The sequence below is a fragment of the Amycolatopsis sp. NPDC049688 genome (assembly GCF_040674975.1).
In the GTDB taxonomy this organism is placed as follows: Bacteria; Actinomycetota; Actinomycetes; order Mycobacteriales; family Pseudonocardiaceae; genus Amycolatopsis.
In genome coordinates, this window is the sequence record NZ_JBFANY010000003.1 from 248,577 (window position 1) to 269,095 (window position 20,519).

At 73.7% G+C, this 20,519-nt stretch carries 2 protein-coding genes; both read left to right on the forward strand.

What is annotated here, in order from left to right; translation table 11 throughout:
* Positions 1–3: 3 nt before the first annotated feature.
* A complete protein-coding gene (locus tag AB0J55_RS12290; RefSeq protein WP_364246596.1) occupies positions 4–19,281 on the forward strand; it encodes a non-ribosomal peptide synthase/polyketide synthase in 19,278 nt (6,425 codons plus the stop codon).
* Positions 19,278–20,519: an MFS transporter gene (locus AB0J55_RS12295; RefSeq protein WP_364246599.1), complete on the forward strand. Its 1,242-nt coding sequence runs from the start codon at positions 19,278–19,280 to the stop codon at positions 20,517–20,519. Before AB0J55_RS12290 ends, AB0J55_RS12295 begins: the two co-directional genes overlap by 4 nt.

The window sequence follows — 20,519 nt, forward strand, 5'->3', positions numbered from 1 at the left end:
ACCATGACGTCGTCCCGGGAGAACCGGATCACCGCCCTCTCCGAAGACCGGCAGCGGCAATTGCGCGAGCGGCTCGCGGGCCGGACGGCGAAGACCGTCTCGATCCCGCCTGCCGACCGGAGCCGGCCGGTACCGCTGTCCTTCCCGCAGCAGCGGCTGTGGTTCCTGCACCAGTTCCAGCCGGACGGCCCGGGCTACCACAGCGCGCTGGCCCTGCGCCTGACGGGACCGCTCGACCTGCCGGTGCTGACGGCCGCCCTGCAGGCGCTGGTGGCCCGGCACGAGGCGCTGCGGACCACGTTCGGCGAGGTGGACGGCGCCGGGGTGCAGATCGTGCACCCGCCGCGCGAACTGCCGGTCCCGGTGGTCGGCACCGATCACCAGGACCTGGAGCGCGTGCTCGCCGAGGAGTACGAGCGGCCGTTCGACCTGCGCCGGGGACCGCTGCTGCGGGCGCTGCTGGCCCGCGTGCGTGCCGACGAGCACGTGCTGTTGCTCACCGCCCACCACATCGTCGTCGACGGGTGGTCCCTGGGTGTGCTGACCGGCGAGCTGAACGTCCTGTACGGCGGCGGCGAGCTGCCGCCGCTGCCGGTGCAGTACCCGGACTTCGCGGCGTGGCAACGGAGTCCGTCGAATCCGGGTCCGGCCGGGCACCTGGCCTACTGGCGGGAGCGGCTGGCCGGCACCAGCCCGCTGGAGCTGCCGTCCGACCGGCCGCGGCCGCCGGTGCGCACGGGCGCCGGTGCGGCACACCGGTTCCGGCTGCCGGCGGCGTTGACCGCGCGGCTCACCGAGGTGGCCAGGTCCCGGCGCACCACCCTGTTCACGGTGCTGGTCGCGGTGTGCCAGGCGCTCCTCGCGCGCTATTCGGGCCAGGACGACATCGCGGTCGGCACGGTCACCTCGGGCCGCAGCCGGCCGGAGCTGCGCGGGCTGGTCGGGTTCTTCGCGAACACGGTGGTCCTGCGCTCCCGGGTGGACGTGCGCCGATCGTTCTCCGAGCTGCTCGACGAGGTCAGGCGCACCGTGCTGGACGCGTTCGCGCACGACGAGGCGCCCCTGGAGCACCTGGTCGACGGGCACCGCGACGCCAGCCGCAACCCGCTGTTCGACGTGATGGTGCTGCTGCAGAACACCGGCCGCACGCCCCCGAACCTCGGCGAGCTGCGGGCCGAACCGATCGGCCTCCCCCGCCACGCGGCCAACTTCGACCTCACCGTCGAGTTCCAGGAGACCGGGGACGTCCTCACCGGTTCGGTGGAGTACGACACGGACCTGTTCGACGCCGCGACGATCGAGCGGCTGGCCGGGCACCTGGAGCTGCTGGCGGAGGCCGCGACCACCGACCCGGACCGGCCGCTCGCCCTGCTGCCGTGGCTGCCGGAGCGGGAGCGGAACCTCCTCCTGGGGCAGTGGAGCACCGCGGGCCCCCGCTCCGACGAGGCCGGCCGCATCCCCGGAACCGCCACGGTGCCGGCGCTGTTCGCCGAGCAGGTACGCCGGGCACCGGACGCCACGGCGGTCGTCACCGGTGGCCGCTCGCTGTCCTACGCCGAACTGGACGCGCGAGCCAACCACCTGGCGCACCGGCTGGTCGAGGCCGGCGTCCGGGTCGACGAGCCGGTCGGGCTGCTGGTGGGCCGGTCGGCGGACCTGGTGGTGGCCGTGCTGGGGATCCTCAAGGCGGGGGGCGCCTACCTGCCGCTGGATCTGCGCGCCCCGGCCGAGCGGATGCGCCTGGTGCTCGGCGGGCCCGGCGTCTCGGTGCTCGTCACCGACCACGACCACGAGCCGCTGACCGAGTCGATCCACAGTGGACACGTGCTGCGGGTGGACGAGGGCTCGCGGGCCGACGCACCGGACGTGTCGCCACTGGCGGACACCCTGGCGTACGTCATTCACACGTCCGGGTCGACCGGGACGCCGAAGGGGGTCGCGACCCGGCACCGGAACGTGGTGTCCCTGGCCCGCGACAGCCACTTCCGCGACCACGACGCCGTGCTGCTGCACTCGCCGACGGCGTTCGACGTGTCCACCTACGAGCTGTGGGTGCCGCTGCTGAACGGCGGCCGGGTCGTGCTCGCGCCGCCGGGCGACGTGGACGCGGACGTGCTGCGCGAGGTGATCGCCCGCCACGGGGTCAGCGCGGCGAACCTGACCGCCGGGCTGCTGCGGATCATCGCCCAGGACGCGCCGGACAGCCTCGCCGGGCTGCGGGAGGTGTGGACCGGGGGCGACGTCGTGCCCGCGGTGGCCGTCCGGCAGCTGCTGGCCGCGTGCCCGGGGCTCACCGTGGTCAACGCCCTCGCTCCGACGGAGGTCACCACATTCGCCGTCGCCCACCGCGTTTCCGGGGCGGTGCCCGAGCCCGTGCCGATCGGGCGCCCGATGGACGGCCGCCGGATCTACGTGCTGGACGAGGCGCTGTCCCCGGTGCCGGTCGGCGTGCGCGGGGAGCTGTACCTCGCCGGTGCCGGGCTGTCGCGCGGCTACCTGAACCGGCCGGGCCTGACCGCGTCCCGGTTCGTGGCCGACCCGTTCGGGCCACCGGGGACCCGGATGTACCGCAGCGGCGACCTGGTGCGGTGGACGCCCGACGGCGTCGTCCAGTTCGCCGGGCGCACCGACGACCAGGTCAAGATCCGCGGCTTCCGGGTCGAGCCGGCCGAGGTCGACGCCGTGCTGACGCGGCACGACCAGGTCGGCCAGGCACTGACCACGGTGGTGCCGGGCAGCAGCGGCCGGCGGTTGGTGGCCTACGTCGTGGCGGCGAACGGAACCGCGCCGGGCCCGGAGGAGCTGCGCGAGTTCCTGCGCCGCTCCCTGCCCGACTACATGGTGCCCTCGGCGTTCGTCACCCTGCCCGAGCTGCCGCTGACGGCGAACGGGAAGGTCGACCGGCGTGCCCTTCCCACGCCGCTCGACGACCCCGGCACGCGCTACGTCGCCCCCCGCACCGCGGTGGAGCGGGAGCTGGCCGGCATCTGGGCGCAGGTGCTGGACACGGACCGGGTGGGCGTGGAGGACAACTTCTTCTCGCTCGGCGGTGACTCGATCCTCAGCATCCAGGCGGTGTCCCGGGCCCGCCGCGCCGGGCTGGCGGTGACGTCGCGGGACATCTTCCGCCACCAGACCATCGCCGAGCTGGCCGCGACCGCGCGGCCGGCCCCCACCGCCGCTCGCGAACCGGCCGCCACCGGCGGCCCCGCGCCGCTGACGCCGATCCAGCGCTGGTTCTTCGAGACCGGCCCGGAAAACCCGCACCGGTTCACGATGTCCGTCTTCCTGGAGCTCGACCCGGAGGTGGACGAGGCCGTGCTGGCCACGGCCGTGGCCGCCACCGTGGCCCACCACGACGCCCTGCGGATGCGGTTCGCCGAGACCGCGCAGGGGTGGGTCCAGCGGGTCGACCCGGCCGCGCCGGCCGGCGTGCTCGAACGGCGCGAGCTGACCACGTGGGACGAGGTGGAGACCGCGGCGCGCGCCGCGCAGTCCGGCCTGGACGTGCGGACCGGGCCGGTGGTGCGGGCCGTGCTGTTCGCCAAGGGCACCGAACGCCGGCTGTTCGTCACGGCCCACCACCTCGTGGTCGACGGGGTGTCCTGGCGGATCCTGCTCGGCGACGTGGAGACCGCCTACCGCCAGGGGATCGCGGGCACGCCGATCGCGCCGGCGCCGGCCGGCACCCCGTTCACGGGCTGGGCACGCCGGCTGGCCGGCCACGTGGCGGCCGGCGGCTTCGACGCGGACACCGCCTACTGGCGGGCCGTCCGGGCGCCGGCGGAGATCCCGGTCGACCGCCGGGGGGACAACACCGCCGGGTCGGTCCGGACGATCACCGTCCGGCTGGACCGGCAGGTCACCGACGCGCTGCTTCGCGCGGTGCCGCCCGTCTACCGCACCCGGGTCAACGACCTGCTCCTCAGCGCGCTCGGCCGGACCCTCACCGGGTGGACCGGCCGCGACCGGGTGCTGGTCACCGTGGAGGGACACGGGCGCGAGGAAATCTTCGACGACGTCGACATCTCCCGCACGGTGGGCTGGTTCACCAGCCAGTTCCCGCTGGCCCTGCACATCCCGGCCGGGGGCTGGGACGAGGTGCTCAAGTCGGTCAAGGAGCAGCTGCGGGCCGTGCCCCGCAACGGGATGGGCTACGGCGCCCTGCGCTACCTGCGCAACCGGGACCTGGCGCACGAGCCGCAGGTCGGCTTCAACTACCACGGCCGGTGGGAGGAGGCGGGCACCGGGCTGTACCGGGCGCGGCTGCCCGAGCCCGGCCAGGACCTGGCGTCCGGCGCGACGCGGGCCCACCTGCTGGATCTGGTCGGGGTGGTGGACGGCGGCGAACTGGCGCTGACCTGGCTGTATTCGGAGAACGTGCACGAAGAGGCCACGGTCCGGCGGCTCGCCGAGGGGATGGCCGGCGCGCTGCGGGAGATCGCCGTCCACTGTGGACGGCCCGGCGCTGGCGGGCGCACGCCGTCGGACTTCCCCCTGGCCCGGCTCGACCAGGCCACGGTGGACCGGCTGGCCGGAACCGGCACGGCGGTCGAGGACATCCTGCCGATGACGCCGTTGCAGGCCGGCATGCTGTTCCACAGCCTGGTCGACGGCGCGGGTGCCTACTTCGACCAGGTGCGGATCCGGCTCGCCGGCGTAGCGGACCCGGAGGCGTTCGCCGCCGCGTGGCAGCGCGTGGTCGACCGGACCCCGGCACTGCGCGCTGCGCCGGTGTGGGACGGCGTACCCGAACCGCTGCAGGTCGTCCACACCGGAGTGACCCTGCCGATCGTCTTCGACGGCGAACCGGAGGACATCGACCTCGCGGCGCCCCCGCTGATGCGGATCGCGATCAACCGGTGCCCCGGCGGCGAAGTCCTGCTCGTCTGGAACTTCCACCACATCCTCCTCGACGGCTGGAGCCTGGCCCAGGTCCTCGCCGAGGTGTGCGAGCAGTACGCGGCCACCACGGCGGGCCGGGCGACGGCACCGGTGGCCCGCCGCCCGTTCCGGGACTACCTGGCCTGGCTGCGCGAGCAGGACCAGCGGGCGGCGGAGGAGCACTGGCGGGAGACGCTGGCGGGGTTCGAGTCCGCCACTCCCCTGCCCTACGACCGGCCGCCGGCGGGAGCGCACCGGACGGAGTCCGCCGAGTCGGTCCAGCTCGTGCTGCCCGGCGAAGGCGTCCGCCGGTTCGCCCAGGGCAGCGGGCTGACCGTCAACACCGTCGTGCAGGCCGCGTGGGCGCTGCTGCTGTCCCGGTACAGCGGCGAACGCGACGTCGTCTTCGGCACCACCGTCTCCGGCCGGCCACCGGAACTGCCCGGGGTGGAGTCGATGATCGGCCTGTTCATCAACACCGTCCCCACCCGGGTAGCGGCCCCGGACGGCCAGGACGTCGTGGCGTGGCTGCGCGACCTGCAGGCCGCGCAGACCGAGGCCCGGCGGTTCGACTTCGTCTCCCTCTCCCAGCTCCGGTCGTGGACCGGCCTGCCCGCGGGGGCGGCCCTGTTCGACAGCGTGGTCGTGTTCGAGAACTACCCGCTCAGCGACTCCGCCGAGATCGGCGGCATCCGGGTCGCCGGCACGCAGGGCACCGACACCACGAACCTCCCGCTGACGCTCAGCGCCTACAGCCTCGACGACCGGCTGCACCTCGAGCTCGCCTACGACCCGGCGCTGTTCGACCGGTCGACCGCCGAGCGCCTGTCGGCGCACCTCGCGGCGCTCGTCGACGCGCTCACCGCGGGCCGCACCGCGGTGCCGGTCCCCGAGGACGAGCTGCGGCGGATGGCGGCGGACGGGAACGGAACGGCCCTCGAGGTGCCGGAGACGACCTTCCACGAGGTGTTCGAGGCGCAGGCGCGCCGCACGCCGGACCGGACCGCGCTCGTGTTCCGGGACACGGCATACACGTTCGCCGAGCTGAACGCCCGCGCCAACCAGCTCGCCCGGTACCTGGTGGCGCACGGTGCGCGGCCCGAGCGGACCGTCGCGCTGATGCTGCCGCGGTCGGCGGAGATGATCGTGGCCCTGCTCGCGATCTTCAAGGCCGGCGCGGTCCACCTGCCGGTGGATCCCGAGCTCCCGGCCGAGCGCGTCGAGTTCCTGCTGCGGGACGCGAACCCGGTGGTGGTGCTCACCGAGCTGCCCGGCCTCACCGGCTACGACACCACCGACCTCGCCCTCCCCGTGCACCAGGACAGCTCCGCCTACCTGATCTACACGTCCGGGTCGACCGGCTCCCCGAAGGGGGTCGTCGTCGAGCACCGCAACCTGACGAACCTGCTGCTCAGCCACCACGCCCACTTCGCGGGCCACGGCCACCTGCGTGTCGCGCTGAGCGCGGCCCTGTCCTTCGACACCTCGTTCGAAGGACCCGTGCTGATGGCCGCCGGCCACGAGCTCCACGTGCTCGACGACGACACCCGCCTCGACCCGCCGGCGCTGGTCGGCTACGTGGTGGAGCACCGCATCGACCTGCTCGACCTCACCCCGTCCTTCGCGCGGCAGCTGCTCCTGGCCGGCCTGCTCGACGACGACCGCCACCGGCCCCGCGTCCTCATGCTCGGCGGAGAAGCGGCCGAGGAAGCGCTGTGGCGACGGCTGGCCGGCGAAGACCGGACCGTGAGCTACAACTTCTACGGCCCCACCGAGTGCACCGTGGACACCCTCTCCTGCCGGGTGACGGGTGACCGGCCGGTGGTGGGGCGCCCGCTGCGCAACGTCCGCGCCCACGTGCTGGGCCGCGACCTTCAGCCGGTGCCGATCGGAGCGCCGGGCGAGCTGTACCTCGCGGGCGCGCACGTCGCACGGGGCTACCGGAACCGTCCCGGGCTGACCGCGGCCGCGTTCGTGGCCGACCCCTTCGGGAAGCCGGGTGCCCGGATGTACCGCACCGGTGACCGGGCCCGGTGGCGCGCCGACGGACGGCTCGAGTACCTGGGCCGCACCGACGACCAGGTCAAGATCCGCGGGTTCCGGATCGAACCCGGCGAGGTCGAGGCGGTCCTGCGCCGGCACCCGGACGTCGGCGACGCCGCGGTGATCGCCCGGCGGGACGACGGCCACCCCCGCCTGGTCGCCTACGTCGTCCCGGCCGGCGCCGATCACCCGGACCTGCGGTCCTGGACGGCCGGCCGGCTGCCCGCCCACCTGGTGCCGGCGGCGTTCGTCATGGTCGACGCGCTTCCCCTGACCCGGCACGGAAAGCTCGACCGGCGGGCCCTGCCCGAGCCGGACTGGGCCGCGTCGGCCGCCGAGTACGTGGCGCCGCGCGACGACGCCGAGCGGGCGGTGGCGCGGGTGTGGGCCGAGGTGCTGGGTGTCGAGCGGGTCGGTGCGCACGACAACTTCTTCGACCTCGGCGGCGACTCGATCCTCAGCATCGGCGTCATGTCGCGGCTGCGCGCGCAGCTCGGGGTCCGGTTGTCCCCGCGGGCGGTGTTCACCACGCCCACCGTGGCCGGGTTGGCGGCGGCGGTGACCGAGCGCGAGCCGGACCGGCCGGACATCGGCGTGGTGCCCCGGGACGGCGTGCTGCCGTTGTCGTTCGCCCAGCAGCGGTTGTGGTTCCTGCACGAGTTCGAGCCGGACAGCACGGAATACCTCACCCCGCTGCTGCTGCGGCTGCGCGGCCGCCTGGACGTGGACCGCCTCACCACCGCACTGTCCACTGTGGTCGAACGACACGAGGCGCTGCGCACCACCTTCGACACCGTCGACGGCCGGGGCGTCCAGGTCGTCCACCCGGCCGCGCCGGTCCGGGTACCGGTGCTGACGGCCGGCGAGCGGGAGCTGCCCGAGGTGCTGACGCGGGCCGCACTGCAGCCGTTCGACCTGCGGGACGGCACGCTGCTGCGCGTCCTGCTGGTGCGGCTCGGAGAACAGGACCACGTGCTCGCCCTGGTGCTGCACCACATCGTCACCGACGGCTGGTCGACCGGGGTGCTGCTCGACGAGCTGAGCACGCTCTACCGCGGCGGAACCCCGCCGCCGCTGCCCGTGCAGTACGCGGACTTCGCGGTGTGGCAGCGGAACCGGCCGGCGGACGACCAGCTCGGCTACTGGCGGCGGCGCCTCGACGGTCTCCCGGTGCTGGAGCTGCCCACCGACCGGCCCCGGCCGCCCGTGCGCACGACGAACGGCGCCCTGGCGGAGTTCGTGGTGCCGCCGGCGGTCACCGCCGGGCTGAAGTCACTGGCCCGGCAGCAGGACGGCACGCTGTTCACGGCCCTCGTCGCCGCCTGCCAGGTGCTGCTCGCCCGCTGGTCCGGGCAGGACGACATCGCCGTCGGCACCGTCACCTCGGGGCGCGAACACCCCGAGCTGACCCGGCTGATCGGGTTCTTCGTCAACACGCTGGTGCTGCGGTCCACAGTGGACCTGCGACGGAGTTTCCCGGAGCTGCTCGCCGCGGTGCGGGCCACCACGCTGGAGGCGCTGGCCCACCAGGACGTCCCCTTCGAGCGGGTGGTGGAGCACCTGGAACCCGAGCGCGACGTCAGCCGCACCCCGCTGTTCAGCGTGCTGGTGGTGCTGCAGAACGACCCCGGCCACGACCTGGCCCTGCCCGGCCTGAGCGTGACGGAACTCGCCCCGCCCACGGTCGCCGCGAGCGTCGACCTGATGTTCCAGTTCGAGGAGCACGCCGGCCGGCTGCACGGCTCGGTCCTCTACAACACCGACCTGTTCGACGCCGGCACCGTCGAAGGGCTGACCGGCCGGCTCGGGGAACTGCTCGCCGGGATCGTCGCCGGCCCCGACCGCCCGCTGGGCCGGCTGCCGTGGCTGTCCGCGGCCGAACGGCACCGGGTCCTGGTGGACTGGAACGGGAAAGCGGCCGGCCTGCCGGTCACCACGCTGCCCGCGTGGTTCGAGGCGACCGCGGCCCGGACCCCCCACGCGGTCGCGGTGACGTGCGAAGGCACCGAGCTGACCTACGCCGAGCTGAACACGCGGGCCAACCGGGTGGCCCACTGGCTGATCGAGCGGGGTGCGGGGCCGGAACGGCTCGTCGCGCTGCTGCTGCCCCGGTCGGCCGAGCTGGTCGTCGCGATCGTGGCGGTCCTGAAGGCGGGAGCCGGGTACCTCCCGATCGACCCGGCGTACCCGGCCGCCCGCATCGCCGCCACGATCGACGACGCCGCTCCCGTCACGGTCCTCGACGCGCTGCCCGCCTGCGCCGGGTACCCCGGGACCGACCCCACCGACGCCGACCGGACCGCGCCGCTGTCCCCCGCGCACCCGGCCTACGTGATCTACACGTCCGGCTCGACGGGCCGGCCGAAGGGTGTGCTGGTCCCCCACTCCGCCGTGACCCGCCTGTTCACCGCCACCCGCGACCGGTTCGCCTTCGACGAGCGGGACGTGTGGACGCTGTTCCACTCCTGCGCGTTCGACTTCTCCGTGTGGGAGCTGTGGGGCGCCCTGCTCCACGGCGGCCGCCTGGTCGTCGTGCCGTCCGAGGTCGCGCGCTCACCCGAGGACTTCCTCGCCCTGCTCGCCGAGCAGCGGGTCACCGTGCTCAACCAGACCCCGTCCGCGTTCGCCCCGCTCGCCCGCGTCGACTCGCCACCGGACCTGGCGCTGCGGTGGGTGATCTTCGGCGGGGAGGCGCTCGACTCCGGCCGGCTCGGCGGCTGGTGCGCCCGGCACCCCGGGACCCGGCTGGTCAACATGTACGGCATCACCGAAACCACGGTCCACGTCACCTGCCAGCTTCTCGACCCGCCGGGGCAGGCCGGCCTGGGTGTTCCCCTTCCGGACCTGCGGACCTACGTCCTCGACGCGGACCTGCAACCGGTGCCGCCGGGGGTGCGCGGCGAGCTGTACGTGGCCGGCGCGGGCCTGGCCCGCGGTTACCTGAACCGGCCGGGGCTGACCGCGTCGCGGTTCGTGGCCGATCCGTTCGGGCGGCCCGGCACCCGCATGTACCGCAGCGGTGACCTGGTGCGGTGGACGCCCGACGGCCGCCTGGACTACCTGGGCCGGGCCGACGAGCAGGTGAAGATCCGCGGGTTCCGCATCGAACCCGGCGAGGTCGACGCCGTACTGCTGCGCCACGATCAGGTCGCCGAAGCCGTCACCGTCGCGGTGGCGGACGACGCGGGACGACAGCGTCTGGTGGCCTACGTCGTCCCGGCCGGCGAGACCGCGCCGGCCGATCTGCGCGAGTGGGTCAAGCACGCCCTGCCCGAGCACATGATTCCCGCCGCGTTCGTCCCCCTCGACCGGATCCCGTTGACCGCCAACGGAAAGCTGGACCGGCGGGCGCTGCCCGCACCGGACGGCCACGCGGAACCGGCCACCCGGTACGCCCCGCCCCGCACCCCGGTGGAACAGGAGCTGGCCCGGATCTGGTCGCGGGCGCTGGGCGTGGAACGGGTCGGGATCCACGACAACTTCTTCGGCCTCGGCGGCGACTCGATCCTCAGCATCCAGGTGGTCTCCCAGGCGAGGCAGGCGGATCTGGTCCTGTCCACAAAGGACATCTTCCGCTACCAGACGGTCGCCGACCTCGCCGGCGTGGTCGCCGCGCGCACCCCCGCCACGCGGCTGCGGCACCCGGTGCTGACCGGCCCGAGCCCGCTCACCCCGATCCAGCGCTGGTTCTTCGCCGGCGAGCCGGTCGACGTGAACCGCTTCACCATGTCGGTCCACCTGGAACTGGCCGAAGACGTCGACGAGGCGGCGCTGGCCGGTGCGGTGGACGCGGTGATCGCCCACCACGAGTCCCTGCGGCTGCGGTTCGGCCCCGGCGGGCAGGAGCCCGCCCCCGTCGAGTACGCCGAGGTCTTCACCACCCACCGCCTGCCCGAGCACCTCGCCGACCGGGACCGGGCGATGGCGGCACTGGCCGGCGCCGCCCGGGCGGCGCTGAACATCGCCGACGGGCCCGTGCTGCGGGTCCTGCTGTTCACCGGCGCCCGCCCGACGCTGTTCATCGCCGTGCACCACCTGGTGATCGACGGGGTGTCCTGGCGCATCCTGCTGGGCGACCTCGAGACGGCCTATCGCGGCGGTGTCCTCGACCCGGTCGGCACCCGGTTCACCGAGTGGGCCCACCTGTTCGACGAGCACGTGCGCGGCGGCGGTCTCGACGAGGACCTCGGCCACTGGACCACGGTGCTCGACGGCGTGGACACGGCCCTGCCGGTGGACCGCAGCGGACCGAACACCGTCGGCACGACCCGCGTGGTCTCGGCCAAACTGGACCGCGCGACCACCGACGCGTTCCTGCACCAGGTGCCCGGGGTCTACCGGACGCGCGCGAACGACGTGCTGCTCACGGCGATCGGCCGCACGCTGGCGGACTGGACCGGCCACGACCGGGTGCCGGTCACCCTGGAAGGCCACGGCCGCGAGGACATCCTGGCCGGCACGGACGTCTCCCGCACCATCGGCTGGTTCACCGCCCAGTTCCCGGTCGCGCTCGACCTGCCACCGGGCCGGGAGTGGGGTGCGATCCTCAAAGCGGTCAAGGAGCAGCTGCGCGGCATCCCCCACCGCGGGATCGGCTACGAAGCCCTGCGCCACCTCCGGGCCGCGGAGGCGCTGCAGCACACCGAACTGCCGCGCATCAGCGTCAACTACCACGGGCAGTGGGGCGGCACCGGCGGTACCGGGCTGATCCGCGGGCGGCTCGACGGCCTCGGCGACGAGGCCCCCGCCCACGCCGAGCGCCCCTACCTGATCGACGTCGTCGGCGCCGTGGACGACGGGGAACTCCAGCTGTCCTGGGAGTACTCCGGCGCCGTGCACGACGAGGCGACCATCCGGCGGCTCGCCGAGGCCACGACGGAGGCGCTCCGCGAGATCGTCGCGCACTGCGCCGGCCCGGACGCCGGCGGCCGCACCCCGTCGGACTTCCCGCTCGCCGCGCTCGACCAGTCCACTGTAGACACCCTGGTCGGCGACGGCCGGTCGGTGGCGGACGTGTACCCGCTGACCCCGCTCCAGGCCGGCCTGCTGTTCCACAGCCTGGCCGACCCCGGATCGGGGGCCTACGTCGACCGGTTCCGGCTGCGGCTGTCCGGGGTGACCGACCCGGCGGCCCTCGGTGCCGCGTGCCGGCGCGTCGTCGACCGGACCCCCGCCCTGCGCGCGAGCGTCGTGTGGGAGGGCGTGCCGGAACCCCTGCAGATCATCCACTCGGCCGTCACCGTCCCCATCACCTACGACACCGAGCCGGACGAGGAACTGGACCTGACGCGCCCGCCGCTGCTGCGGATCGCGATCGACCGGCTGCCCGGCGACGAGGTCCTGCTCCGGTGGACGGTGCACCACATCCTGCTCGACGGCTGGAGTTTCGCCCAGGTGCTGGCCGAGGTGTGCGAGCAGTACACGGCGATCACCACCGGCCGCCCGCCCGAGCTCGTGCCACGCCGTCCGTTCGGCGACTACCTGCGCTGGCTGCGCGACCAGGACGCCGGCGCCGCGGAACGGCACTGGCGCGCCGCTCTCGCCGGGTTCGGATCCCCCACGCCGCTGCCCTACGACCGCCCACCCGTCGAGGCCCACCGGGCCGAATCCACCGGCTCGGTCCGGATCGAGCTGCCCGCCGGCCGGTCGGCCGGACTGGACCGGGTGGCCCGGCGGGCGGGGCTGACCACCAACACCGTGGTCCAAGGCGCCTGGGCGCTGCTGCTGGCCCGCTACAGCGGCGAACGCGAAGTGGTGTTCGGCACCACCTCCGCCGGGCGCCCCGCGGAACTGCCGGGGGTCGAGGCCATGATCGGCATGTTCGTCAACACCATCCCCACCCGGGTCACCGTTCCGGCCGGACCGGACACCCTGGCCTGGCTGCGCGACCTGCAGGCCGCGCAGACCGAGAGCCGCCGCTTCGACCACGTCGCCCTGAGCCGGCTGCAGAGCTGGGCCGGACTTCCCACCGGCGCGAACCTGTTCGACAGCATCGTCGTCTTCGAGAACTACCCGGTCGACGAGCTGGTGAACGCCCGGCAGCAGGTGCGCGTCGTCGACGTCGAAGGCATCGACACCACCAGCTTCCCCCTGGTGCTCAGCGCCTACACCAGCGACCGCCTCCACCTCGAACTCGACTACGACCCCCGGCTGTTCGACACGGCCACGATCGACCGCATGGCCGCGTACCTGGTGGCCCTGCTGGAAAAGATCGCCGACGGGCAGGACCTGCCCACCGCCCCCGAGGGCGACCTGCACCGGACGCTGGTGGAGTGGAACGACACGGCCCTGGAGACGCCGGAAACGTCGTTCACCCGCGTGTTCGAGGCCCAGGCCCGGCGCACCCCGGACCACATCGCCCTCGTGTTCCGCGACCAGTCCTGCACGTTCGCCGAGCTCGACGCCCGCGCCAACCAGCTGGCCCGGCACCTCGTGTCCCAAGGGGTGACGGCCGAGCGGCCGGTCGCAGTCATGCTGCCCCGCTCGGCCGAGGCGATCGTGGCCATGCTCGGCGTCCTCAAGGCGGGCGCGGTCTACCTGCCCGTCGATCCCGGCCTGCCGGCCGAGCGGATCGGCTTCCTGCTCGACGACGCCGACCCGGCCGCCGTGCTCACCGAGCTCCCCGACCTCACCGGCTACGACAGCTCCCTCCTGGCCACCACGTCACTCCCCGGCAATGCGGCGTACCTGATCTACACGTCCGGGTCCACGGGCACTCCCAAGGGCGTGTGCGTCGAGCACCGCGCCCTGGTCAACCTGCTCCACAGCCACCGCCACGGCTTCGCCGGCGGCGACCGGCTGCGGGTGGCGCTGACCGCGGCGCTGTCCTTCGACACCTCCCTCGAAGGCCCGGTGCTGATGGCCGCCGGCCACGAGCTCCACGTGCTCGACGACGACACCCGCCTCGACCCGGCCGCCCTCGTCGACTACGTGGCCGAGCACCGGATCGACTTCCTGGACCTGACGCCTTCCTACCTCCGGCAGCTTCTCCCCGCCGGCCTGCTCGACGGCGAACGGCACCGGCCGCGCATCCTCATGGTCGGCGGCGAAGCCCTCGGCTCGGCACTGTGGACCACGCTCGCCGCCCTGCCCGGCACGGCCGCGTACAACTTCTACGGCCCCACCGAATGCACCGTGGACGCGCTGTCCTGCCGCGTCGCCGGGGAGCGCCCCGCCGTGGGCCGGCCCCTGCGCAACCTGCGGGCCTACGTGCTCGACCGCGACCTGACGCCGGTGCCCATCGGGGCGCCGGGCGAGCTGTACCTGGCCGGCCCGCAGCTGGCCCGGGGGTACGCCGGCCGGCCGGGGCCGACCGCGGAACGGTTCGTCGCCGACCCGTTCGGGCGACCGGGCACCCGGATGTACCGCACCGGAGATCGCGTGCGGTGGCACGGCGACGGGCAGCTGGAGTACCTCGGCCGCCTCGACGACCAGGTCAAGATCCGCGGGTTCCGGGTGGAACCCGGTGAGGTCGAAACCGCGCTCCGCCGCCACGACGAGGTCACCGACGCCGCCGTGGTCGCCGGGCCGGACCTCGACGGCACCCGGCTGGTGGCCTACGTGGTCGCGGCCGGCCGGCCGGACCTGCGGGCCTGGCTCGCCGGGCGGCTGCCCGGCCACCTGGTGCCGGCCGCGTTCGTCTTCCTGGACGAGCTGCCGCTGAACCGCCACGGAAAACTCGACCGGCAGGCCCTGCCCGACCCCGGCCGGGCCGCGGCCGGCGGCGACCACGTGGCCCCCCGCACCGGCACCGAGCGGACGCTGGCGCGGATCTGGGCCGAGGTGCTCGGCGTGGAACGGGTCGGCGTCCACGACAACTTCTTCGCGCTCGGCGGCAACTCGATCCTCAGCATCCAGGTGACCGCGCGGCTGCGTGCCGAAGCCGGCCTGCGGCTCTCTCCGCGTGCGGTGTTCTCCGCGCCCACCGTGGCCGCTCTCGCCGCGGCCACCGGCGAAGACGACGCACGCCTCTCTCTCGCGGGGCCGGACATCAGGAGCGTGCCGGGAGACGGCGTCTTCCCGCTGTCGTACGCCCAGCAGCGCCTGTGGTTCCTGCACGAGTTCCAGCCGGACAGCACCGAATACCTGACCCCGGTCGTCCTGCGGCTGACCGGGGAACTCGACGTCGACCGGCTCAACACCGCCTTGTCCGGCCTGGTCGGGCGGCACGAGTCGCTGCGCACCACCTTCGGCACCGTGGACGGCCGGGGCGTCCAGCTCGTGCACCCGCCCCGGGAGGTGCTGCTCGCCCCCGAGGAGGTGCCGGACCTGGCGCAGGCCCTGGCGCGGGAATGCGCCGTGCCGTTCGACCTCGGCGCGGCCGCCGTGCGGATGCGGCTGCTCCGGAGCGCTCCCGGCGAGCACGTGCTGCTGATCCTGATGCACCACATCGTCACCGACGGCTGGTCCACCGGCGTCCTGCTCGACGAGCTGGGCACGCTCTACCGCGGCGGCACCCTGCCGCCGCTGCCCGTGCGGTACGGGGACTTCGCCGTGTGGCAGCGGGAACACCTGACCGGGCCGGTGCTGGACGAGCTGCTCGCGTACTGGCGCGAGCAACTCGACGGCGTCCCGGTGCTGGAGCTGCCCACCGACCGGCCGAGGCCGGCCGAACGCACCACCCACGGCGCCGTCCACGGGTTCGCGATCCCCGCCGGGATCGCCGGCCGGCTCACCGCGCTCGCGCGCGACCGCGACACGACCGTGTTCACGGCTCTCGTCGCCGCCTGCCAGCTCCTGCTCGCCCGCTGGTCCGGCCGGCCCGACATCGCCATCGGCACGGTCTCCTCGGGCCGGGAACGCCCCGAGCTGGCCCGCCTCATCGGCTTCTTCGTCAACACGCTCGTCCTCCGCGCCCGGGTGGACGAGTCGAAGACGTTCGACGAGCTGCTCGCCGCGGCCCGCGCCACCACCCTCGCCGCCTTCGCCCACCAGGACGTGCCGTTCGAACGCGTCGTCGACGATCTGCGCCTCGACCGCGACCCCAGCCGCACGCCGCTGTTCGGTGTCATGGTGGTCCTGCACGACACCCCGCGGCACGAGGTGGACCTGCCCGGCCTCCGGGTGACGGAGCTCGACGTCCCCGTGGTGTCGGCGAGCTTCGACCTCACCCTCGAGTTCCAGGAGAGCTCCGACGGCCTGCTCGGCGCGGTGACCTACAACAGCGACCTGTTCGACGCGGGCACCATCCGCCGGCTGGCGGGCCACCTGACCACCCTGCTCGACGAGGTCACCGCCGACCCCGGCCGCCCGCTGCGGGACTGCTCGCTGCTGACCGGGGACGAACTGCGGTTCGTGCTGTACGACGGGAACCAGACCGCGCACGACATCCAGGACGGCCTGCTCCCCGAGCTGCTGGCGGCGCAGGCCCAGCGCACCCCCGAGGCGACGGCGGTGGTGCACGCCGACGGCTCGCTGTCGTACGCGGAGCTGAACGCCTGGGCCAACCGGCTGGCGCACCAGCTGATCGGCCGAGGCGCGGGCCCGGAAACGCGCATCGCGATCTCGCTGCCCCGGTCGGTGGAGCTGGTCGTGGCGGTGCTCGCGGTGCTCAAGGCGGGAGCCGCCTACGTTCCCGTCGAGCCGGACTACCCGCCCGAGCGGATCGCGTACCTGCTCGGCGACGCGCGGCCGATGATGGTGCTGGACACCCCGGAGGCCGTCCGGGCGGTCGACGGCTTCCCGGACGGCGATCCGGGGCCGGGTTCGCTGTCGCCGGAGAACCTCGCCTACGTGATCTACACCTCGGGTTCCACCGGCAGGCCCAAGGGCGTGGCGATCACCCACGGCGGCCTGGCGAACTACTTCAGCTGGGCGATCCAGGCCTACCCCGGCATGCGGGGGCTGGCGGTCCTGCATTCGCCGGTGTCCTTCGACCTCACGGTCACGACGCTGTTCGGGCCGTTGCTGGTGGGCGGCCGCATCTGGGTGACCGACCTGGTCGACACCCCGCGGGGCACCACCGAGCAGTGCGCGTTCCTCAAGGTGACGCCGAGCCACATCCCGCTGCTGACCACTCTTCCGGACCAGCTTTCGCCGACGGATGACCTCGTCGTGGGCGGTGAGCTCCTGCTGGGCGAGGTGGTCAAGGAGTTCCAGCAGCGGCACCCGGCCGTGGTGAACAACGAGTACGGCCAGACCGAGACCACCGTCGAATGCATGGACTGCCGGATCGAACCGGGTGACCAGCTCGTCCCCGGTCCGCTCGGCATCGGCCGGCCGGCCTGGAACGTCCGGCTCTACGTGCTGGACCGGTGGCTGCGCCCGGTGCCGATCGGGGTGGTCGGCGAGCTGTACGTGGCCGGCGCCGGCCTCGCCCGGGGCTACTTCGACCGGCCGGGCCTGACCGCCGGGCGGTTGGTCGCCTGCCCGTTCGGGCCACCCGGTGAGCGGATGTACCGAAGCGGTGACCTGGGCCGCCTGCTCGCCGACGGCTCGCTGGAGTGCCTCGGCCGCGTGGACGACCAGGTGAAGGTCCGCGGGTACCGGATCGAGCTCGGGGAGATCGAGTCCGCGCTGCTGCGCCACCCCGACGTGGCCAAAGCCGCGGCGACGGTCAGGGACAGCCGGCGGCTGCTCGCCTACGTCGTCCCGGCCGAGGGGGCCACCCCGGACACCACGGCCCTGCTCGAATTCCTCCGGCAGTCGCTCCCGGACTACATGATCCCGTCGAGCTGCACGCCGTTGCCGGCGTTGCCGATGACCCCCAACGGCAAGCTCGACCGGGGGGCCCTCCCCGAGCCGGAACGCACCCCGGAAGACCGTGGCCGCGTCGCCCCCGAAGGTCCCGTCGAGACCGCGCTCGCCGAGATCTGGTCCGATGTCCTGGGGGTGGCCCGGGTCGGCACGCAGGACAACTTCTTCGACCTCGGCGGCGACTCGATCCTCAGCATCCAGGTGGTGTCCCGGGCCCGCAAGGCCGGCCTCCGGCTGACCACCAGGGACATGTTCCTGCGCCAGACGATCGGCACCCTCGCCCCGCTGGTCACCACGACCGAGCCGGAACGCGAAGAGACCCGTCCCCTGGCGGGCCCGGTGCCGCTGACCCCGATCCAGCACTGGTTCTTCGCCCGCGGCGGGAAGAACCCGCACCACTTCAACCAGTCGGCGCTGGTCGAGCTGGCCGGCGAGGTGGACGAGCGGGCGCTGCGCCGGGCCCTCGACGCGGTGGTCGCCCACCACGACGCGCTCCGGATGCGCTTCGAACCGGTCGACGGCGGCCTGAGGCAGCACTACGGCCCCGTCGAGGCCGCATCCCTCACCACGCACGACGTCGCCGGCACCACCGGCGAGCAACGGTGGGCGGCGATGGAGGAGGTCGCCGACGACCTGCACCGCAGCTTCGACCTCGCCACCGGCCCGCTGTTCAAGGCGGTGCTGTTCACCACGTCCGGCCGGCCGTGCCTGTTCCTCGCCGCCCACCACCTCGTGGTGGACAGCGTCTCCTGGCGCATCGTGCTCGACGACCTGAACACCGCCTACCACCAGGCGAGCAGCGGCGGAACCGTCGACCTCGGCGGCAAGACCACGTCCTACCGGGACTGGGCGTCGCGGCTGATCGAGCACATCGGCGACGGCCACTTCGCAGCGGAAGTGGACCACTGGGCCACCACGATGGCGGACGTCCGCCCGCTGCCGGTGGACCCGGGGACGTCACGGCCGGCCGGAGACGCGACCCGCGCCGTCGCCGTCCAGGTCGACCGGCAGGTCACCGACGCCTTGCTGCGGATGGCACCCACGGTGTACCGGACCCACGTCAACGACGTCCTGCTCAGCGCGCTGGTCCGGGCGGTGTCTTCGTGGACGGGGCAGCCGACGGTTTCGGTCGACCTCGAAGGACACGGCCGTGAGGACATCTTCGACGGGGTCGACCTGTCCCGCACGGTCGGCTGGTTCACCACCGTCTTCCCGGTCACCCTCACCGTGGCCGGCGGCGGCTGGCGTGAGCTCGTCAAGTCCGTGCGGCGGCAGCTGCGCACGGTGCCCGGCAAGGGGATCGGCTTCGGGGCGCTGCGCCACCTCGGCCCGGCGGACGTCCGCGACCGCCTGTCCGGCGCGAGGCCGCAGCTGGCGTTCAACTACCTGGGGCAGTGGGACGCGCAGGCGCCGGACGCGGAACAGGGTCTCTACCGCACCGTGCACGGTCCGTTCGGGGCGGAGCACGACCCGGCCGACCCCGGCGACCACCTCCTGGAAGTGATCGGAGCCGTCCAGGACGGGCAGTTCTCGGCCACGTGGAACTACCGGGCGGACTCGCACGCGGAAAGCACCGTGCAGGCGGTGGCCGAAGGGTTCGCCGACGCGTTGCGCGGCATCGCCCAGGACTGCCGGCAGCGCTGGGAGGCCCTGTCATGACCCCCGCCCCGCTGTCCCGCAACCGCAACTACCGGCTCCTGTGGGGCAGCCAGCTGTTGTCGGTCGCCGGGTTCAGCGGTTCGATGATCGCCTTCCCGCTGCTGGTGCTCGACATCACGCACTCGGCGGCCGCGTCCGGACTGGTGCTGACCGCGAGCGCGGTGGCCGGTCTGGTCGCCGGGATCCCCGCCGGGGCGCTGGCGGACCGGTGGAACCGCCGGAAACTGATGCTGGGGTGCGAAGCCGGTTACGCACTGGCCATGCTCAGCGTCGTCGCGGCGTGCTGGTGGAACTTCCTCGGTGTGCCGCACATCGTCGCGGTCGCCGTCGTCATCGGCCTGTGCGGTGCGTTGTTCGATCCGGCCGAGGAAGCCACGCTCCCCCGGGTGGTCCCGGCGGAACAGCTGGCGAGCGCCGTCGCGATGAACGGCGCCCGCGGCCACCTCGGCCAGCTGTCCGGTACCGCATTGGGCGGGATCCTCTACACGGCGTCCCGGTGGCTGCCGTTCGCGGCGGACGCCCTGGCGCACACGGTTTCCCTGGTCGGCCTGCTGTTCCTGCGGGTGCCCGCGCAGGCGAAGGCCGGCACGCCGCTGCGGGGACTCCACCACGAGATCCTCGACGGGCTCCGGTGGGTGTGGGGACAGCGCCTGCTCCGGGCGATCGGCCTGTGCGCGGTCGGCCTCAACTTCTTCTTCGCGGCCTTCTACCTCGTCGTCATCGTCCTCGCCCAGCAGCGCGGGGTACCGTCCGGGGAAATCGGCGTCATGGCGGCGATGTTCGGCGGCGGAGGCATTCTCGGCGCGCTGGCCGCCCCGCGCCTGCACCGGGCGCTCAGTCCCTACCTGGCCATCACGGGCGTGTTCTGGATGCTGGCCGTGCTCACTCCCCTGGCCGTGTTCATCGACCGCGGCTACGTGATGGGAGTCCTGCTCGCGGCCATGGCTTTCCTGGCGCCGACGGCGAACACGACGATCGGGACGTTCCAGCTCCTGCTGACGCCGGGCGAGCTGCGCGGCAGGCTCACCGGCGTGATGGGGGTCGCCACCGGCGTGGCCGCGGCGGCCGGGCCGGCGCTCGGTGGCGGGCTGATGGAGGTCCTCACGGGAAGCCAGGCGGTCCTGGTGTGTGCCGCGGGGATGGCGGTGGTCACGATCCTGACCACGTTCAGCGCGACCGTGCGGTCCTTTTCCCGGGAAGTGGCAGCGGAAGCGCTGTCGAGTGAAAGGAGTTCATGA

Coding starts and splice junctions, on each gene's coding strand:
- AB0J55_RS12290 (WP_364246596.1), top strand. CDS start 4: ATGACGTCGTCCCGGGAGAACCGGATCACCGCCCTCTCCGAAGACCGG.
- AB0J55_RS12295 (WP_364246599.1), top strand. CDS start 19,278: ATGACCCCCGCCCCGCTGTCCCGCAACCGCAACTACCGGCTCCTGTGG.